This is a genomic window from Brevundimonas sp., from assembly GCF_036659295.1.
Lineage (GTDB): Bacteria > Pseudomonadota > Alphaproteobacteria > Caulobacterales > Caulobacteraceae > Brevundimonas.
Genome location: NZ_JAVXCU010000023.1, coordinates 1 through 18000, shown reverse-complemented (window position 1 = coordinate 18000; position 18000 = coordinate 1). Strand labels below are relative to the sequence as shown.

General features: G+C 60.0%; 22 protein-coding genes and 1 tRNA gene. 13 read left to right on the top strand and 10 right to left on the bottom strand.

The annotated features are described in order from the left end of the window. Nucleotides 1-72: 72 nt before the first annotated feature. From RSB01_RS06290 to RSB01_RS06280, 3 genes are all read right to left on the bottom strand, one after another. Nucleotides 73-1938, bottom strand: coding sequence for a pilus assembly protein TadG-related protein (locus RSB01_RS06290; RefSeq protein WP_332590444.1), 1866 nt, complete (start codon nt 1936-1938; stop codon nt 73-75). A 126-nt stretch (nt 1939-2064) separates the two neighbouring features. Continuing rightward, nucleotides 2065-2772: a monofunctional biosynthetic peptidoglycan transglycosylase gene (gene mtgA, locus RSB01_RS06285; RefSeq protein WP_332590443.1), complete on the bottom strand. Its 708-nt coding sequence runs from the start codon at nt 2770-2772 to the stop codon at nt 2065-2067. A 20-nt stretch (nt 2773-2792) separates the two neighbouring features. After that, the gene (locus RSB01_RS06280; protein WP_332590442.1) at nt 2793-3752 is read right to left on the bottom strand and encodes a WD40 repeat domain-containing protein; all 960 of its coding nucleotides are present in this window, start codon (nt 3750-3752) and stop codon (nt 2793-2795) included. Nucleotides 3753-3851: 99 nt separating this feature from the next. Between RSB01_RS06280 and RSB01_RS06275 the strand changes: the two genes are divergently transcribed. Next, on the top strand, nt 3852-4535 hold the full coding sequence (locus tag RSB01_RS06275) for an alpha/beta hydrolase (protein WP_332590441.1): 684 nt from the start codon (nt 3852-3854) through the stop codon (nt 4533-4535). Nucleotides 4536-4594: 59 nt separating this feature from the next. Here the strand turns inward: RSB01_RS06275 and RSB01_RS06270 are convergent, their stop codons facing one another. The 3 genes from RSB01_RS06270 to RSB01_RS06260 all read right to left on the bottom strand — a co-directional run bounded on the left by RSB01_RS06270 (nt 4595) and on the right by RSB01_RS06260 (nt 6635). Continuing rightward, nucleotides 4595-4801, bottom strand: a complete 207-nt coding sequence (locus RSB01_RS06270; RefSeq protein WP_332590440.1) for a DUF2093 domain-containing protein — start codon at nt 4799-4801, stop codon at nt 4595-4597. Further along, nucleotides 4798-5904: a GTP-binding protein gene (locus RSB01_RS06265; protein WP_332590439.1), complete on the bottom strand. Its 1107-nt coding sequence runs from the start codon at nt 5902-5904 to the stop codon at nt 4798-4800. The genes RSB01_RS06270 and RSB01_RS06265 overlap by 4 nt, the downstream gene beginning before the upstream one ends. A gap of 74 nt (nt 5905-5978) precedes the next feature. Continuing rightward, the gene (locus RSB01_RS06260) at nt 5979-6635 is read right to left on the bottom strand and encodes a hypothetical protein (protein WP_332590438.1); all 657 of its coding nucleotides are present in this window, start codon (nt 6633-6635) and stop codon (nt 5979-5981) included. A 268-nt stretch (nt 6636-6903) separates the two neighbouring features. On the opposite strand from RSB01_RS06260, the gene rplU reads away from it, so the two are divergent. The 11 genes from rplU to RSB01_RS06205 all read left to right on the top strand — a co-directional run bounded on the left by rplU (nt 6904) and on the right by RSB01_RS06205 (nt 14404). Next, nucleotides 6904-7377, top strand: coding sequence for a 50S ribosomal protein L21 (gene rplU, locus RSB01_RS06255; RefSeq protein WP_332590437.1), 474 nt, complete (start codon nt 6904-6906; stop codon nt 7375-7377). A gap of 133 nt (nt 7378-7510) precedes the next feature. Further along, on the top strand, nt 7511-7795 hold the full coding sequence (rpmA, locus tag RSB01_RS06250) for a 50S ribosomal protein L27 (protein WP_167174720.1): 285 nt from the start codon (nt 7511-7513) through the stop codon (nt 7793-7795). A gap of 170 nt (nt 7796-7965) precedes the next feature. Beyond that, a complete protein-coding gene (locus RSB01_RS06245) occupies nt 7966-8499 on the top strand; it encodes a GNAT family N-acetyltransferase (protein WP_332590436.1) in 534 nt (177 codons plus the stop codon). A 128-nt stretch (nt 8500-8627) separates the two neighbouring features. Beyond that, nucleotides 8628-8714 (top strand) — tRNA-Leu (locus RSB01_RS06240). A 173-nt stretch (nt 8715-8887) separates the two neighbouring features. Then, a complete protein-coding gene (locus tag RSB01_RS06235) occupies nt 8888-9502 on the top strand; it encodes a ribonuclease D (RefSeq protein ID WP_332590435.1) in 615 nt (204 codons plus the stop codon). A gap of 19 nt (nt 9503-9521) precedes the next feature. Continuing rightward, a complete protein-coding gene (lptC, locus tag RSB01_RS06230; RefSeq protein ID WP_332590434.1) occupies nt 9522-10196 on the top strand; it encodes an LPS export ABC transporter periplasmic protein LptC in 675 nt (224 codons plus the stop codon). Between the two features lie 3 nt (nt 10197-10199). Next, on the top strand, nt 10200-10676 hold the full coding sequence (locus RSB01_RS06225) for an LptA/OstA family protein (protein WP_332590433.1): 477 nt from the start codon (nt 10200-10202) through the stop codon (nt 10674-10676). Nucleotides 10677-10716: 40 nt separating this feature from the next. Next, nucleotides 10717-11487: an LPS export ABC transporter ATP-binding protein gene (lptB, locus tag RSB01_RS06220; RefSeq protein WP_332590447.1), complete on the top strand. Its 771-nt coding sequence runs from the start codon at nt 10717-10719 to the stop codon at nt 11485-11487. A gap of 136 nt (nt 11488-11623) precedes the next feature. Continuing rightward, a complete protein-coding gene (gene rpoN / locus RSB01_RS06215; protein WP_332590432.1) occupies nt 11624-13114 on the top strand; it encodes an RNA polymerase factor sigma-54 in 1491 nt (496 codons plus the stop codon). 90 nt (nt 13115-13204) lie between these two features. After that, complete coding sequence (gene raiA, locus RSB01_RS06210) at nt 13205-13840, top strand: ribosome-associated translation inhibitor RaiA (RefSeq protein WP_332620211.1); 636 nt, start codon at nt 13205-13207, stop codon at nt 13838-13840. Between the two features lie 99 nt (nt 13841-13939). Continuing rightward, a complete protein-coding gene (locus RSB01_RS06205) occupies nt 13940-14404 on the top strand; it encodes a PTS sugar transporter subunit IIA (RefSeq protein WP_332591953.1) in 465 nt (154 codons plus the stop codon). 81 nt (nt 14405-14485) lie between these two features. On the opposite strand, the gene RSB01_RS06200 is transcribed toward RSB01_RS06205, so the two are convergent. After that, nucleotides 14486-14731: a DUF1150 family protein gene (locus tag RSB01_RS06200; RefSeq protein ID WP_332591954.1), complete on the bottom strand. Its 246-nt coding sequence runs from the start codon at nt 14729-14731 to the stop codon at nt 14486-14488. An 81-nt stretch (nt 14732-14812) separates the two neighbouring features. Beyond that, nucleotides 14813-15229: an Hsp20 family protein gene (locus RSB01_RS06195; protein WP_332591955.1), complete on the bottom strand. Its 417-nt coding sequence runs from the start codon at nt 15227-15229 to the stop codon at nt 14813-14815. Nucleotides 15230-15443: 214 nt separating this feature from the next. On the opposite strand from RSB01_RS06195, the gene RSB01_RS06190 reads away from it, so the two are divergent. Further along, nucleotides 15444-16115 carry an OmpA family protein gene (locus tag RSB01_RS06190; RefSeq protein ID WP_332591956.1) on the top strand — a complete coding sequence of 224 codons (672 nt, stop codon included), beginning with the start codon at nt 15444-15446 and terminating at the stop codon, nt 16113-16115. 61 nt (nt 16116-16176) lie between these two features. Here RSB01_RS06190 and RSB01_RS06185 read toward each other — a convergent pair whose 3' ends face one another. Then, a complete protein-coding gene (locus tag RSB01_RS06185; protein WP_332620210.1) occupies nt 16177-17490 on the bottom strand; it encodes a UDP-glucose/GDP-mannose dehydrogenase family protein in 1314 nt (437 codons plus the stop codon). A gap of 183 nt (nt 17491-17673) precedes the next feature. After that, nucleotides 17674-18000 (bottom strand): OmpA family protein (locus RSB01_RS06180; protein ID WP_332625195.1); only part of this gene is annotated, 327 nt, incomplete at its 5' end.

The window sequence follows — 18000 nt, the reverse complement described above, 5'->3', positions numbered from 1 at the left end:
GCGACACCACCAAACGAAAAGGGCCGGACGATCACTCGTCCGGCCCTTCTTATATCCGCTGCACAACTCGCCTTAGCGGGCAATCCGCAGACGGGTAATATCCCGACCGATCTGCTTGAAAGCTTCCTTCAAGTCCGTGCCGTCCGCAGCGGGGAAGAAGTTCTCTTTTTTGTCGGTGGCGCAATATTCCATAACTTCATAGGCCGTATCGATACCGCTGCCACCACGGCCGCCACCCAGATTGAAGCCAACCGTATACACAATGATCCCCTGCTCGCGCATGGCATCACATAACTGTACGGACTGGGCAAAACCATTACCGTTCGTCGCGTTACAGTTGATTTTCGCGGCGTCGTCCCCGGAACCGGAGCCTGCATTTTTGGCAATTATTCCCCGGCAGAAAGGCGTATTAAATTCGCCGTCTGTCATCAGGACCACAGCCTTGATGGTTTTCGTCCTATCAAACACGTTAGGCTGGTTATCCTTTGGGAATATCGAACCAAAAGTCGGTGAAATAGCATACCAGGCCAACTCGATCCCGACCTGACCTGCCGTAGAGCCCCCGTGACGGTAGCCATTGATAGAGTCCGTCAGCGTCTTGCTGTCGTTCGTCAGCGGCACAAAGGTGGCGGTCGGACACGCATTACCACTCTCGAGATAGGCCCGACCCAACCAGTTATCCGCTGACGGCACGGCATCGGACGCCGCACTCAACGCGCCTCCCGGCGCGCTACGGCGCGGACGTTCGGACACACAGGTCGACGTCGGCAGGGTTTTCTGCCTTCCTAGGATATTGTCGAACAGGCGGTTCTGACACCCGTCACCACGACACATCACAGTACCGGCACGGCTATAAGCTCGCTGTTCGGGGCCGACCAAAGGGACGGAAAAGGTGTCTTTGTCGATCCGGGTGCCCGTGAACGTCGCGTTCAGGCCGGTCATGCCCTGAACGCTGGAAATAGTCACATACTCGCCAGTATCCACGCCATGCAACTTGGCCTCGACACCCACATGGCACGAAGCATAACGGCAACCCGAGACAACAGAACTCGATCCAGTATTTCCCGATGACGTGAAATTATTCACGCGGAATGTATTGGTCGTTACGCTGGTGACTGTTCGGACCTTGTTGTTCAGGCTGTTGGCATTTCCTGAAATGCCAGACAGGTAAATGCTTTGCCCGACCTCGAGACCATGCGCATTGGCCGTAAACGTACCCGAAGAAATATTCGTGATGGGCGAAGCCTTGGTGAGCCAATTGACTCCATCAACCGCCACTGTGCCGACCAGACTGCTGCGTGTGATATCGGCCAGACCATCCATATTTACGCCCGCCGCATACGGTACCAGCGCCACGCGTGTGGTGAACAGCTTCTGGTCCCCTTGCACAACAATACCGACCAGTTCTTTGGCCGCAGACCTCAGGTCGGACATGTAGTCCTTCATCGAACCGGTCACATCCAGCGCCATGGCCACTTCCACGTTGCGCGAGGCACGCAGGACGTTCGATGACGCCCCCATAGGCAGATAGTCGTCGAACAGCTGGCCGTAGGGCGGCAGGAAGACATTGGCGATGATCGTCTTGACCTGAACGGTCGCGGTCGCCTGAACCTCGTATTTGGCGTTCACGGTAAAGCTGGCGACATCACCGGGATTGGTCAAAAAATATTGCGGCATATTGGCCTTGAGCGAGGCCATGCCGATCTTCTGCACCTCGGCATTGGTCGTACCGGTCGAGCGGGCAGCGGCCAGTGTCGCGGCATCCAGCGCGTCCTGTAGCTCGCTCTTCACCTTGGCGGCGTTATGCAGATCGATGGCACCGGCCGAGATCATCAGCAGTACAGGCAGGGCAACACCCGCAATCATCGCCACGTTGCCCTGTTGTGAACGTGTAAAACGTTGCAACAAACGCATGAAGCGACCTGTGAAGCTGTTCATTATAATCTCCGGCACCGGGTTTCCATTCGGTCGAACAGCCTAAAATGCACGATAAATGGGTTATAGACGATCAACAGGAAGGGTTAACGCCACGGTTGTACCCGTCCGCGCCGCCTCGCAAGACCCCTAGCGGCCTATGACACACTGGTTCAAGCCCTGCGCCCGCACCTGTCCGGCATTGGCCTGAATGCGCGAGGTACGCCCGCGCACATAGGGACCTGGGGATGCCGCATTATACCGGCGCGGGCTGGGCAGGACCGCGATCAGGCGCGCCGCCTCGCGACGATCCAGATTTTTGGCGCTCTTGCCGAACCAGTGCTGCGCCGCCGCCTCGGCGCCGTACACGCCTGGCGCGAACTCGGCGACGTTCAGATACACTTCCATGATCCGCTTCTTGCCCCAGCCGTACTCGATCAGGACCGTATAGCCCGCCTCCAGACCTTTGCGGATATAGGAGCGCCCCGGCCACAAGAAGACGTTCTTGGCCGTCTGTTGCGAAATGGTCGAGCCACCGCGCATCTTGGACGATCCGCGCGCCTCGGCCCGTTCATTGGCTTTCATGGCCTTGCGGATCGCCTCCACATCAAAACCGTTGTGCGCGCAAAACTGCGCATCCTCGGCCGCGATGGCAGCTGTCACCAGATAGGGCGACAGGTCATCCAGCGAGCGCCAGCGATAATCCAGCCCGTGCCCCTTGAGGGCTTGCGAAACCATCAGAATGTTTGGCGGCGGCGGCACAAAGCGCAAAACCGCCACCTGCAGGAACGGAAAGGCCAGCAAGAACAGAAACAGCTTCAGCAGCGGTCGCCGCTTACGGTTTGCCGACTTGGCCATCACTGCCCCCTGCGCAGAAATCAGAAGCTATGCACGCCCGCATGGCCGTCTTCATCGGCCCATGCGATGCGCGCGCCGCCATGGCTCATGGCCAGCGCGGTGATCGGCGCACCCTTGTCCTGCTTGATGAAGTCCAGACCGCGCCCTGCCGGATCGGCCCACCACACACGGCCATCTTCCAGACCGGCGACCAGACGGCCCTGCGTGTTCGATGCCGCGACCTGCGCGATCAGGGTGCTCTCGTCATAACCGATCTCGGTCGCCTCGCGCCCCATCGGACCATTGGAGCCAATGAACGGCCACAGCACCACGCCTTGCGCACCCGAAGTGGCCAGAAGCTGCCCCTTGGACAGGAAGGCAAAGCTCTTGATCTTGGACGGATAGCCGCCCATCCGCATGTTCTTCTGGTCCTTCAGGCGCCAGCCATGCAGCTGGTTGTCCTGCATGGCCGTGACCACATAGGCCCCGTCCGGCGAGAAGGCCACGGACAGGTGCGAGCCAGCCCATTGCAGCTTCACCGGCTGCTGTTGCTCGATCCGCGCATACCACAGCCACGCCCCGCCATAGGTCGAGGTGGCGACACGGCGGCCCTTGGGATCAAACGCCACGCCAGACACAGTGCGCTCGTGCTGGAAGTCGCGACGGAATACGGGATCCTTGATGTCGATGACCGACAAGGTACGCCCCGATGAGAAGGCAATCAGGCCGCTTTCGGTACTGGCGGCAATCGCATCGACCCAGCCCTTGGCCTCGGCCAGCACCACAGCCTCGCCCGGGCGGCTCCAGACCACCTTGCCATCATCACCGCCGGTCACAACACCTTCGCCCGACGGGTGGACACAGGCGCACAAAATCACACCGTCATGCACTTCGTTGCGCGAACCGTCCTCGAAACGCACCGAGCCGTCACCTAGCGCGAACACGGCCTGCGTCTTGTCAAACAGGGCAGCGGTGATCTGGGCATCGAAGGTGAAATTCATAGGGATCTCGGCAAGCTGGAAAGGCGCAAATACTCTCAAGACTGCTCATAGCCGTGGCGGGCGGGCGCGCCTATAGGAAACACGCAAAGGGAGTAGGCTATGGCGATTGTTCTCGTCTGCGGCTTTATGGCCGATGAGACCTTGTGGGATGACATGCTGGACGCACTGGCACCATACGGGCCGGTCATCCCGCTGGCCCTGCGCGAGGGCGAAACCATAGAGGCGATGGCGCAGGCCCTTTTGCCTGTCCTGCCCGCCCATTTCCATCTCGCCGGTTTTTCCATGGGCGGCTATGTGGCCCGCGAGATTGTGCGCCGTGTGCCTGATCGGGTGCAAAGCCTGATCCTGATCGCCACCTCGGCCCGTGGCGACACGGATGAAATGATACGCCAGCGCCGCTCGGCTTTGAAATCTCCGCCGGAACGGTTCAGAGGCCTCAGCCGCTCCGCCATCCAGTCCTCGCTACATCCCGACCTGCGTGATGATGCCGACATGCTGGCCCGTGTGCGCGACATGGGTCTCAATCTGGGCGGCCACGTTTTTCACCGCCAGTCCTTCATTGCCCGCGATGGTGATCTGGATCGCCTGTCCGACATTACGGTACCAACCCTGATTGTCGCCGCCGACACCGATGACCTGCGCAGCCCCGCCGAGGCCCGCGAACTGGTGGACGGCATCACAGGCGCATCCCTGGTCACCATCCCCCACAGCGGCCACATGATCCCGCTGGAACAACCCGAGGCGCTCGCCCACGCTATGACGGACTGGCTGCAACAGTTCTGAACGCAAAAACGGCCACTGTCCTTCGACAGTGGCCGCTTCAATAGTCATGAACGGTTCGCTTACAAGCGACCCATTCCCCGCAGGCGCTCGATCATCAGTGCCGGTTTGGCATAGGCTTCCTGAAGCTCGGCGCTCCAGTAGTTCAGCGCTTCGACAGATATAGGATCGCCGCTGACGGCGCAGACCACATGGTCGCCGGACTGGACCACATCGAAACTGCCCGAGTGATAGACCAGCTTGGCTTCGCGCTTGAAAGCTCCGGTCATGCTAAGCAGGCCTCGAAACCGGCCTTCAGTTCGGCTTCGTTCAGGTCGCGACCAATGAACACCGCGCGGCTCCAGCGGCGCTCATTCTCGCCCCAGGCCTGTTGCAGGTCGCCTTCAAGGATCATGTGTACGGCCTGGAACACCAAACGGCGGTCTTCACCGGCCACATCGATAATGCCCTTGGCACGCAGGATGTTCTGGCCCTGCTCGCCCAGCAGCTTGTCCAGCCATGCGGTGAATTTGGCACCGTTCAGCGGGCGGTCCAGCGTCAGGGAAATACCCTTGATGTCATCATTATGGGCGTGACCGCGCGCACCGTGTGCGTGGTCGTGACCGCAGTTCTCGTCATGGACGTGATCGTGGTCATGGTCATGCCCGTGATCGTGGCCGTGGTCATGGCTGTGACCGCAATGCTCGTCGTGAACATGACCATCGGCACCGTGCGGCGGATTCACAAAGTTCGGATTGACCTCGAGAATGCGCTCCAGATCAAAAGCGTGCTGACCCAGAACCTGATCCAGCGGCACATTGGAACGCTCGGCACGCACAATCGGGGCCAGCGGATTCAGCGCACGCAGGCGCGCCTCCACAGCGGTCAGCGCCGCTTCGTCCACCAGATCGATCTTGTTCAGAATGATGCGGTCGGCAAAAGCCACCTGCTCGCGGGCTTCTTTTGAGTCATCCAGACGCGCCATGACGTGTTTGGCATCAACCAGCGCCGTCACGCTGTCCAACTGGGTCTTGGCCTTGACCTCTTCATCAACAAAGAAGGTCTGGGCCACAGGGCCGGGGTCTGCCAGACCCGTGGTCTCGACGATAATGGCGTCAAATGCGGGCTTGCCCGGACGCTGGCGCTTCATCAGGCCACCGACCACACGGATCAGATCACCGCGAACGGTGCAGCAGACGCAGCCATTGTTCATTTCGAACACGTCTTCGTCGGCCCCGACCACCAGATCGTTGTCGATCCCGATCTCGCCGAACTCGTTGACGATGACAGCATAACGCTTGCCGTGATCCTCGGTGAGGATGCGGTTCAGAAGCGTGGTTTTACCGGCACCGAGGTAGCCGGTCAGGACGGTCACTGGGGTCTTTTGGGTCATGGCCGCTAGATGGCCCCTCAAACGCCCGTTGAAAAGCCCCGTTGCTCTATTTTAGCAAGGATAGCGTCCACCGGTCAGGCCGTATGGAAGGCCATGATAAAGCCCAGCACGATCAGTGCCGCCCCCAGAACCACACCTTCGTAGCGCGCCCAGCGTTCCAGACGCAAAATGGAATAGCCCGCCATGGCCAGCGAGGTCAGCACCAGCATGCCCACTATAGTCCCCAGCGCAAAACCAGCGGTCAGCGCAAGAAACACACCCAAGCCCTGTGTGGCCGAAGACAGATAGACGGGCAGCAGCACCTCGCCCGGCGAGGCTGCCATCAGAGCGATCAGGCCCAGTATCGCTGTACGGTCCGACACCTTGGGCTCGTCATGCTCGCAACCCTTGCAATCGGGTACCGTGGTGCGGTGCCAGTAGCGCGCCAGATAAAAGGCCCCGAACAGAAACAGCAGGGCCGAGGACACATGCGGTAAGACGCCGTGCAGCCAACGATCCAGCGCCACGCCCGCAATCGTCACCAGACCGCCAATCAGGGCTGTTGTCGCCACATGCGCCAGTGCAGCGGCGACCACCACCATCGCCACGCGCCGCATAGGCCAGTCTTGCGCTCGCCCCACCAATACAAAGGGCAGCCAGTGGGTCGGCAGCGCCGCATGCAGAGCCGCAGCAATAAAGCCGCCCCCGAGCAGGGACAGGACAAGCGGCTGGGCGAGATCGGAGGTCATCATTGCCGATGCTCTATAATGTTATGATGTAACAGTCGAGACACCCGGTGACGAAATCACACTTTAGAATAAGGTCGCGCGGGCTCAATTGCCTCCAAATCCCTTGCAGCAGGCATGCAATCAGGCCACACCCGACATTCAGCGACGACTTCGCGGCCTTTAATGCCCGATATCCGTTGACTCTTTCGCCACCATCCGTATATGTCGCCGCTCTTCGCCCGCGGGTTTCCCGGCGGGCGCATTCTTTTTTGCGTTCACGCTGAGGCTTCATATGTACGCGGTGATCAAGACCGGCGGAAAGCAGTACCGGGTCCAACCGGGCGATGTTGTTGTTGTCGAAAAGCTCGACGGCGATGCAGGCGCTGCTATTTCCTTTAACGAAGTCCTCATGCTGGGCGGCGACAAGGGTGTCACTGTTGGCGCTCCTGTTGTCGAAGGCGCCACGGTGGCTGCGACCCTGATCGAAACCCGCAAGGGCGAGAAGATCAAGATCTTCAAGAAGATCCGTCGTCAGGGTTATCGTCGTACCAACGGCCATCGCCAGATGGAAACCGTTCTGCAAATCACTGGCATCGAAGGTGCCGGCGAGACTGCAAAATGGGATGGTACGGTCAACCTGATCACCAAGGCTGAAATCAATGCTCGCGCTCGTGGCCTTGCCCCGCGCGTCGAAGCTGCCCCAGCTGAGGAAGCTCCTAAGGCTAAGAAGGCTTCGGCCAAAAAAGCCGCGGCCACCGAGGCCTAAGAGTTTTCGCCGGGTGCCTTTCGGGGCACCCACACAGAACATGCGACCGTTATCGCTAACGGGCCGCCAGTAACGACAGACAAGCTCAAATCGGTTTTCGAACCGGAGCTTCGTCAAACAGAGGAGCAGCAAGATGGCTCACAAAAAATCCGGCGGTTCGTCGCGTAACGGCCGCGACTCAGAGTCGAAACGCCTTGGCGTGAAGAAGTATGGCGGCGAGAAGGTTCTCGCTGGCAACATCCTCGTGCGCCAACGTGGCACCAAATTCCACCCGGGCACCAATGTTGGCCTGGGTCGTGACCACACCCTGTTTGCGACCGCAACCGGCGCAGTGCAGTTCACCACCAAAGCTGGTGGCCGTTGTTACGTATCCATCGTGGCTGCCAATGACGCAGCCGAGGCGATGGCCGCCGAGTAACGCGATCTGCACTTTGATTCGGATCGTGTTGCTCAACCAGCAGCCGATCCGGACCTAGGGAAAATATTCCGCGGGGAGTCTGGATCACCAGGCTCCCCGTTTGCGTTTCCCCGCTTCGAAAGCCGTCCGAACCCTCCAAGGCGACGGCACAGAGAGATCGAGGCAGTACAATGTGCGTGATTGAAACCTCACCCGTCATCGAGACGCGGCGTCTGACCTTGCGCGCTCCGCGCCCTCAGGATGCATCGCGCATCGTCCGTATGGCGAACGATATCGACATTGCCCGCATGACCATGCGGATGCCGCACCCCTATACCGCGGCCCACGCCGAAGATTTCGTGCTGCATGTCGCCAGTCAGGACCCTGCCCGCGCCAATACCTTTGTCATTGAACACGAGGACCACGGCCCCGTCGGCGTGATCGGCATGTTCGAAGATAGCGATCCTGTTCCCGAAACCGGTTACTGGATCGGGCGCGAATTCTGGGGCCGCGGCTATGCGACAGAAGCTCTGGACGGTGCTCTGGTCTGGGCATCACGCAAGTGGAAGCGCCGCGCGATGGTCGCGGGACACTTTGCCGACAACCCCGCTTCGGGTCGCGTTCTGGAGAAGGCCGGCTTCCTTTATACGGGCGAAACCCGCCGTACATTCAGCCAGTCTCGCAACAGCCTGACGGATACCCGCCGCATGGTCTGGCTTGCCTGATAGGTGGCTGTAATCGCGGGTCTTTCATCAATCACTGTGTTTTTTCACGAAACTGAAAAAACTCTGTTGACCGCCGAATAAGCGCCCCCTATACCCCACACATCGGCGGGGCGGAAACGCTCCCTCCGGCCCAGATGGCGGAATTGGTAGACGCGCTGGCTTCAGGTGCCAGTGGCTTAACGGCCGTGGAGGTTCGAGTCCTCTTCTGGGCACCATTTATTCAAATGGCGCTGCATCACCAGATGCAGCGCCATTTGTCTATGGACCTCCCGTCTGTCGCGTAACGGGTGCTTTCTTGGGCACACCACCTAGCGGTCAGGCGTGGTTCGTCTATGTTCAGGCCCTATATCGTCGTATCCACGGATACGCCCCCAACCGAGTTCGACACATGACCGTTTATCTCCACGAAGGTGACCTGCCCGACGATCTGGATCTTGGCCCCGTTGTGGCGGTCGATTCGGAAACCATGGGCCTGCGCTTCCGTCGCGATGAGCTGTGCGTTGTCCAGTTGTCCTCGGGTGACGGCAATGCGCACGTCGTGCGTATGCGCCGCCCTGCCTATGACTGCCCGAACCTGAAACGTGTCCTGTCCGATCCGAAGGTTCTGAAAATCTTCCACTTCGGCCGTTTCGATATCGGCATGTTCGAACTGCATCTGGGCGTCGAGACCCGCCCCGTCTATTGCACCAAGATCGCCTCCAAACTGGCCCGCACCTATACGGACCGCCACGGCCTGAAGGACGTGGTGCGCGAAATGGCCGGTGTGGACCTGTCCAAAGCCCAGCAGTCCTCCGACTGGGGTGCTGCCACCCTGACGCAGGCGCAGCTGGACTATGCCGCCTCGGACGTCCTGCATCTGCATGTGGTCATGGAGCGCCTCAACATCATGCTGGCGCGCGAAGGCCGCGCCGAGCTGGCCGCAGCCTGTTTTGACTTCCTGCCGATTCGCTCCCGCCTCGATCTGGCTGGCTGGGACGAAGTCGACATTTTCGCCCACGCCTGATCCCGCTTAAGAGACACCGATGAGCGAACCCGAAGGTCACGATCCGCATCAGCAAGCGTTGAAAGACGCCGACGAAGCGCGTGTGGCCGTTGCTGGCGAACGCTGGCGCAAACGCTCGCAACGGGTTCAGCGCCTGCGCCGTATCCTGCCGGTCATTATCCTGCTGATCGCCGGCAGTGCCGTGACATGGGTGGTGTTCCGCTCGGTCATGTCGGGCGTCGAGCGCCGCGCCAGCGAAAGCCGCGAGCTGCGCCTCGACAATCCGATGTTCCACGGACAGGACGCGCAAGGGCGCAGCTTCCGCATCGGAGCCGAAGGGGCCGTGCGCTCACCGGACACCGAACAGTATCGCCTGATCAAACCGCTGCTGGAACTGAATCTGGGTGGCCAGAAGATTACCAAGCTGACCGCTGATGGTGGCCACTATGACGAAGCCGAGCGCAAGGTTGTGATCGGTCCCAATGTGCGTATCAGCGACGGGGCCTCGGGCTTTGCGCTCCAGACCGACGAAGCCGTCATCGATACCAAGACCGGGATCATTACGGGCGACAAGGGCGTTGTCGGTAATGGTCCGCTTGGAACCATCAATGCATCGGCCTATGCCATTTACGAAGACGGCCGCCGTATTGAATTCAAAGGCCAAGGCGACCAAAAGATCAGCGGAACCATCAACCCCTCGGGGCCGGGCAGGTAAACTATGTCTAAGACCAGCACCTTTATTGCCAGCGCTGCGCTGATCCTCGCCCTTGGCGTTCCGGCTGTGACCGGTGCCCAAAGCGGCGCGCCGGATGCGACCCGCCAGCCCGTCCAGTACGGCGCGGACTCCGGCGAGTACACCGCCGACGGGTTCGCCCTGCGTGGCCGTGCCGAAGTCACACAAGGCACCAACCGCCTGCGCGCCGACGCCATTCGCGGCTACACCACCAATGGCGAATTGACCCGCGTCGAAGCCACCGGCAATGTCTATTTCGTTACCCCCGACCAGAGCATGCGCGGCAGCCGCGCCGTCTATACGCTCAATGACGGTCAGGTACTGGTGACCGGCGACGTCATCCTTACGCAGGGCCAGAATGTTCTGACCGGCGGACGTCTGGTCTATAATGTCCGCACAGAGACAGCCCGCATCGAAAGCGCCGGTACCCGCGTTCGCGGCGTCTTCTACCCGTCCAACTAAGGGGCTGCATTTGGCACGCAAGGAACTGTCAGCGCTGAACATCGCGCCGGAGCCGAAGCAAAACTCTGCGGCACCGGCAAACGATGCTGCCAAGCGCGGTCTGCGTGTCGAGCATCTGGCCCGCAGCTTTGGCCCGCGTCAGGTTGTGCGCGACGTGTCCCTGACCGTTCAGCGCGGCGAGGTCTTTGGCCTGCTCGGCCCGAACGGCGCGGGCAAGACGACCTGTTTTTACATGATTACCGGCCTGATCCCTGCCGACAGCGGCACCATCTGGCTAGACAATGAAAACATCACCCATCAGCCGATGTACCAGCGCTCGCGCATGGGTCTGGGCTATCTGGCACAGGAAGCCTCCATCTTCCGTGGCATGACGGTCGAGCAGAACGTGGCCGCTGTGGTGGAACTGCGTCACTCGTCCGAGCGCGAGATCAAAGACGAGACGACCCGTCTGCTGGAAGAACTGCGCATCGACCATCTGCGCCACGCCCCCGCAACCGGCCTGTCGGGTGGCGAGCGTCGCCGTGTCGAGATCGCCCGCGCTCTGGCCGGCAAGCCCAGCTTCATGCTTCTGGACGAACCCTTCGCCGGTATCGATCCGCTGGCCATTGCCGATATCCGTTCGGTCATCCGCTATCTGTCCAGTCAGGGCATCGGCGTACTGATTACCGACCATAATGTGCGCGAGACGCTGGATATTATCGACCGCGTCTCGATCATCACCTCCGGCTCGGTCCTGTTTGAAGGCACCGCACAAGAAGCCGTCGATAGTGCCGAGGTGCGCCGCGCCTATCTGGGCGAGATGTACGGCTAAGCCCGTCCTGTCCGCATACCCTTAAGACACGCGAAAGCCTGACTACACACCAGTCGTTAACTGGCGCCGGTCATGTTATGACCGGTAAGCAAGTTTCGGGCCACCAGCCCAAACGCACGACAGGGGGTATGAACGCGTGATTGGGCAGAGGCTTGAGGTCCGTCAGGGGCAGGGGTTGGTCATTACCCCCCAGCTCCAGCAGGCCATCAAACTGTTGCAGCTTTCAAATCTCGAGCTTGATGCCTTTGTCGAGGCCGAGCTGGAGCGCAATCCCCTATTGTCCCGCGTCGAGAGCGAAGCATCCGCCGAACAAACCGATGCGCCCGACACGCATAGCGCCGAAAGCGAAATCCAGTTTCAGGACGGCGTCGCACAAGGCGGCGAGAGTGCCCTCGATGCCCCGAGCGATGCCGTCTATGACGCCGCTCCTGGCGAACAGAACGAAGTCCGCACCGAGGCCCAGCCCGGCCTCAGCGACTGGTCACGCGCCGGTAGCGGCGGTGGGTTCGAAAACGAAGATCACGACCGTCCAGACAAGCAGGAAACCACCCTGTCCGAACACCTTCAGGCGCAGGCGGCGCTGGTGGGCTTTAACCCCAGCGACCATGCCATTGCCCTGATCCTGATCGATAGCGTCGACGAGGGGGGCTATCTGCGTGCCGACCTTGCCGAGGTGGCCGAGCGTCTGGGTGTTTCCAACGATCGGATCGAAAATGTACTGGCCTGCTGTCAAGGCTTTGAGCCAACCGGCGTCATGGCCCGCAGCATCTGCGAATGCCTGACGCTGCAACTGGTCGAGCGCAACCGCTTTGATCCGGCCATGGCTGCCCTGCTGGACAATCTGGACCTTCTGGCCCGACGTGATCTGGTCGCCTTGCGCAAGCTGTGCGGCGTCGATCATGAAGACCTGACCGACATGATTTCCGAGATTCAGGGCCTGACCCCGCGCCCCGGTGCCGGTTTTGGCTCGGAGCCCGCCCAGACCGTTATTCCGGATGTGTTTGTCCGCTCCGACCCCGCCGGTGGCTGGAAGGTGGAACTGAACAGCGACACCCTGCCCCGCCTGCTGATGGACAAGCGCTATCATGCCGAGATCTCGGCCAGTGCCCGCTCGGACGGCGACAAGGTGTTTGTGGCCGACTGTGCCGCCCAGGCCAGTTGGCTGGTCAAGTCACTGGACCAGCGCGCCCGCACCATTCTCAAGGTCTCCAGCGAGATTGTGCGCCAGCAGGATGCGTTTCTGGCCTTCGGCGTCGAGTTCCTGCGCCCGCTGACGCTCAAGGTCGTGGCCGAAGCCATCGAGATGCACGAATCGACCGTCAGCCGCGTAACGTCCAATAAATACATCGCCACGCCGCGCGGTGTGTTCGAGCTGAAATTCTTCTTCACCGCCGCCATCCAGTCCAGCGATGGCGGGGCCACCCACTCTGCCGAAGCGGTCCGTCACCGGATCAGATCCATGATCGACGCCGAAGATGTTACAGGCGAGGTTTTAAGCGATGATCGCATCGTCGAAATTTTGCAGGAAACCGGCATCGACATCGCCCGCCGCACGGTCGCAAAGTATCGGGAAGCCTTAAGGATTCCATCCTCGGTCGAGCGCCGCCGCATGCGCAAGGCGGCCTAAGCCCCTACCCCCATCAGGGGTATGCCATCCCACATTTCAGTGATCGACGTTGACACCAAGTCGGAACAGTCGCGTTGTATTGGTATGGCTATGAACATCCAGGTCACCGGTAAACAAGTTGATGTTGGCGAAGCGCTAGGCTCGCGCATCTCTCAAGAACTTGAAGATGGAGTCGGCAAATATTTTGCCCGAGGCGCTCAAGACGCCGAGGTTGTTGTCTCTAAGGACGGGTACGGCTTTCGCGTAGATAGCTGGGTCCGTCTGGCATCGGGACAGTCATTGGTCACGACAGGTCAGGGAAGCGATGCCCACTCGGCATTCTCCGATAGCCTCGACAAGCTGGAAAAGCGTGTTCGCCGCTATAAACGCCGCCTGAAAGACCACCATATCGGGCCCAAGGGTCTATCGCCCGAGAAAACTGAAAACGCTGCCCGCGAAGTGGCACAGCTGACGATTTTCAAAAACCCCGATCAGGTCGAAGACGAAGCTGAGTTCGGCGATGTCGACAATGCCCATGAACCACCTCCGGTCGGTATGGTCATTGCCGAGACCGAAGCCGAGATCCGCACACTGACTGTGGGTCGCGCGGTCGCCGAACTGGACATGACCGGCTATCCGGTTGTGATGTTCCGCAATGCGGCACATGGCGGTTTGTCTGTGGTTTATCGTCGTCCGGACGGCAATGTGGGCTGGGTTGATCCCGAGCGCACATTGGTCCGAAAGTAACGACGATCGCCTAAAGTGCATTAAAGTGGCTTTTGTATTGGGGCCAAACCGCCTAAAAGGCGGCGCCCTGTACCCTATGGGCCGTTAAACGAGACCGATATGGATATCGCGGATTTGCTGTCACCAGACGGTGTTGTCTTGCGCGGGGGCGTATCTTCCAAACGTCAGGCCTTGGGCGCTGTCGCCGACTTGGCGGCCAACGCCTTTGGTCTGGACGCCACCAAAGCGCTGGACGCCCTGCTGGAACGTGAAGCTCTTGGCTCGACCGGCCTTGGCTACGGGGTCGCTGTTCCCCATGCCCGGGTCGAGGGCCTGGAGCGCGTCTGCGGCGTATTTGTGCGACTGGATACTCCAATCGCCTATGAATCGCTGGACGATCGCCCTGTGGACCTATTGTTCGGTCTGTTTGCACCGCCTTCGGCTGGGGCAGAGCATCTGCGCGCCCTTGCCGTCGTGTCACGCGCCATGCGTTCGCCAGAGCTGCGCGAACGCCTGCGTCAGGCCCAGACGGTCGATGGCGTACAGGCTCTGTTTGTCCAGACAGGCAGTGCCGCCGCCGCTTAAAAAGCGTGCAGATCAACGGACATAAAAAAAACGGGGCTCCGACGGGGCCCCGTTTTCGTATCTGTTTTGTCCGGTCGAGGACTACTGCACCGAGACAGGGGCCATATCGTGGGCCTCTGCAGCCCTGAAGGCCGTCTCGCGGTCCAGCATCACCGCCAGCCTCTCGCCATCGGCACCATACAGTGCATACAGCACCTGATCGGGCGACAGGTCGACGTCATCATCTTCGATATCCGACAGGATATCGCGCGCAAAAACCTCGCGCACATAGACAAGACCCGGCACTTCAAAAGCGCTGAAATCGTGATCCATCATCATCGGCATCATTGGGAACGCCTCCTCAAACTAGGATAACAGCCATAACGATACGCAAGCTTGGCGTATGCGCTGCCTGTGGAGCGAATCTGCTCAGCCCGTGGAAATCGGGATATTGCGTGTGGCTTTCTTTTGATCCGGCTGGAAAAGATCGACATGCAGCAGGCCGTGAAGAAGGCGCGAGCCCTTAACTTCCAGCCCGTCTGCCAGCACAAAGGTCCGCACAAAGCCGCGCGAGGCGATGCCGCGATGCAGGAACTGGCCCTCGGGCCGCGCAATCTCGTCGCGCTTGCCGGTCAAGGTCAACTGGCGCCCCTCGACGCTGACATTCAGCTCTTCGGGCGTAAAACCGGCCACGGCCAGTGTAATGCGAACACCCTCGCCGATCTGTTCCACATTATACGGCGGATAGGCATCCGAGGCCGCTCGCTGAGCGCGGTCAATCAAGGCTCGGGTCTGATCGAAGCCCAATAGAAACGGGGCATCCATCAGCGACGGGGTACGGCTCATTACAAAACTCCTGCGGTCCTGAAATCCAGCAACCAAGACGCCCCGTGTCCAAAACCCCAGGACGTCACCTATCGTTAGAATGGGTACCGTTAAGGCTCAAATCAATGCCTTCGTGCATTGTCGGTATTTCTTGTTGTTCACCGCATATACACACAGGAACCTGCACCATATGTATCCGTTAAGCGGATACAACATTCCTGTTTCGAGGTTCCCAATGCGCGCCAAAATCGCCGTAGTCGGCATCAGCATCGCTGCTCTGATGGGGGCGGCCTGCTCCACGACCGATCCGTACAGCTCGGCTCCACGCCGCAACAACACCGGCACCGGTGCCATTGCAGGCGCTCTGGGTGGCGCAGTGCTGGGCTATCTGACCAACACCAACAACTCCGAACAGGGCCGTAAAAACGCGCTGATCGGTGCTGGTATCGGTGCACTGGCTGGTGCCGGCGTCGGCCAGTATATGGACCGCCAGCAACGTGCCCTTGAGGCCGAGCTTTCGGGCACCGGCGTGGGCGTCGCCCGCCAGGGTGACAATCTGGTCCTGCGTATGCCGTCGGATGTCACCTTTGCTGTGAACCAGGCCAATATCGATGCCCGCTTCCTGCCGGTGCTCGACGATGTTGCCCGCGTCCTGCGCGACTATGACCGCTCGACCGTGGACATTGTCGGCCACACCGACGCATCGGGCGGCGATCAAATCAACCAGCCCCTGTCGGAAAACCGCGCCCTGTCTGTCGCGACCTATCTGATCAATAACGGCGTGCTGCGTGAACGCCTTTATGTGGCTGGTAACAGCTCGCGCAATCCGATTGCCTCGAACGATACCGCCGAGGGCAAGGCCCGTAACCGTCGCGTCGAGATTGTGATCCGTCCGTTTACGGGCTGATTCTCGCGATAGGCACAAATGAAAAGGGCGGCCCGTAAAGGCCACCCTTTTTTGATATCGGTTACATCTCGTCGGGTCGGCCGATAGACGTATAGACAAAGCCCCGCGCACGCATGTCCACGCTTTTATAGACATTGCGAAGGTCCACCATGACCGGAGACGTCATCAGCAGCTTTATCCGGTCCAGATCCAGAGCGCGGAACTGGTCCCACTCGGTCAGGATACACACCACATCGGCACCCGTGACAGCGTCATAGGGGCCTTTGCAGTATTCCACATCACCGAGCAGCTTGGCCGCTTCGCCCATACCCTCAGGATCAAAGGCCTTGATGGCGGCACCGGCGGCTTGCAAGGCCGGAATAATATCCAGTGACGGCGCATCACGCATGTCATCTGTATTAGGTTTGAACGTCAGGCCCAGAACACCGACCGTCTTACCTGCAACCGAGCCTCCCAAAGCCTTCACGACACGGTCGGCCATAGCTTTTTTACGTGTCTCGTTCACGGCCACGGTCGTCTCGATCAGACGCACGGGCGATCCGGCATCGGTCGCTGTGCGGACCAGAGCCAGTGTATCCTTGGGGAAGCAGGACCCGCCATAGCCTGGTCCAGCATGCAGGAATTTGGACCCGATACGGTTATCCAGACCAATACCCCGCGCCACCTGCTGCACATCGGCACCCACAGCTTCACACAGATCGGCCATTTCATTGATGAAGGTGATCTTCATCGCCAGAAACGCATTGGCCGCATATTTGATCAGTTCGGACGTACGACGCCCTGTAAACAGGATCGGCGTCTCGTTCAGATTGAGCGGACGATAGAGTTCCGACATCACCAGACGGGCTCGCTCGCTGTCGGTGCCCACCACAACACGGTCGGGGCGTTTGAAATCATCGATCGCCGCCCCTTCACGCAAGAATTCCGGATTGGATACGACTGCGAAATCAGCCTCGGGACGGCGTTCGCGAATGATGCGCTCGATCTCGTCACCCGTTCCGACCGGTACCGTCGACTTGGTGACGATCACGGTAAAGCCCTCAATCAGGTCCGCGATCTCTTCGGCCGCAGCATAGACATAGGACAGGTCTGCATGACCATCGCCGCGTCGCGACGGCGTTCCTACCGCAATGAACACAGCATCTGCGGTGCGGATCGCGTCGGCACCGTCGAGGGTAAATTTCAGCCGGCCATCGCGGGCATTGGTGGCGACCAGATCATCCAGACCCGGCTCGAAAATCGGAATGATATTCTGCTCAAGGCTTTCAATCTTGCCCTGATCCTTGTCGACACAGGTCACCACATGACCAAAGTCTGCAAAACAGGCCCCTGATACGAGGCCAACATATCCAGTGCCGATCATGGCGACGCGCATAAGCGTTTCCCTCTTTCACTGTAGGCACGTCTGGAATAGCCGCTACGCCTCTGTCGATCCAGCACATCGCATGCTTGCATGACAAAAAGAAAAAGGACGACCGGCTTTAAGCCAATCGTCCTCAATCTTGTCGACACTTCGAACAACTGTCGAGGAGAGCGCGAACGCCCTCCCCTTCAGTGATTAGAAGTTGATGTCGATGCTGGCGCGACGGTTCAGCGGCTCGCGCACGCCATCAGCCGTTGCCTTGGCCAGAGCGGTTTCGCCCTTACCATCCAGCGAGATCACGCCACCGTTGACGCCTTGGGCAACCAGGGCATCAGCAACGGTACGGGCACGACGGTTCGACAGGCCCAGGTTGTAGGCTGCGTTACCCGAAGTATCCGTGTGGCCGACGACCAGTACGCGGGTCGGAGCGCCCGACTTGGCGTAGTTGGCAGCCTGGGTCACAACCGAGCGAGCTTCCGCGGTCAGGTCCGAACGGTCGAAGTCGAAGTAGACGACGAACTG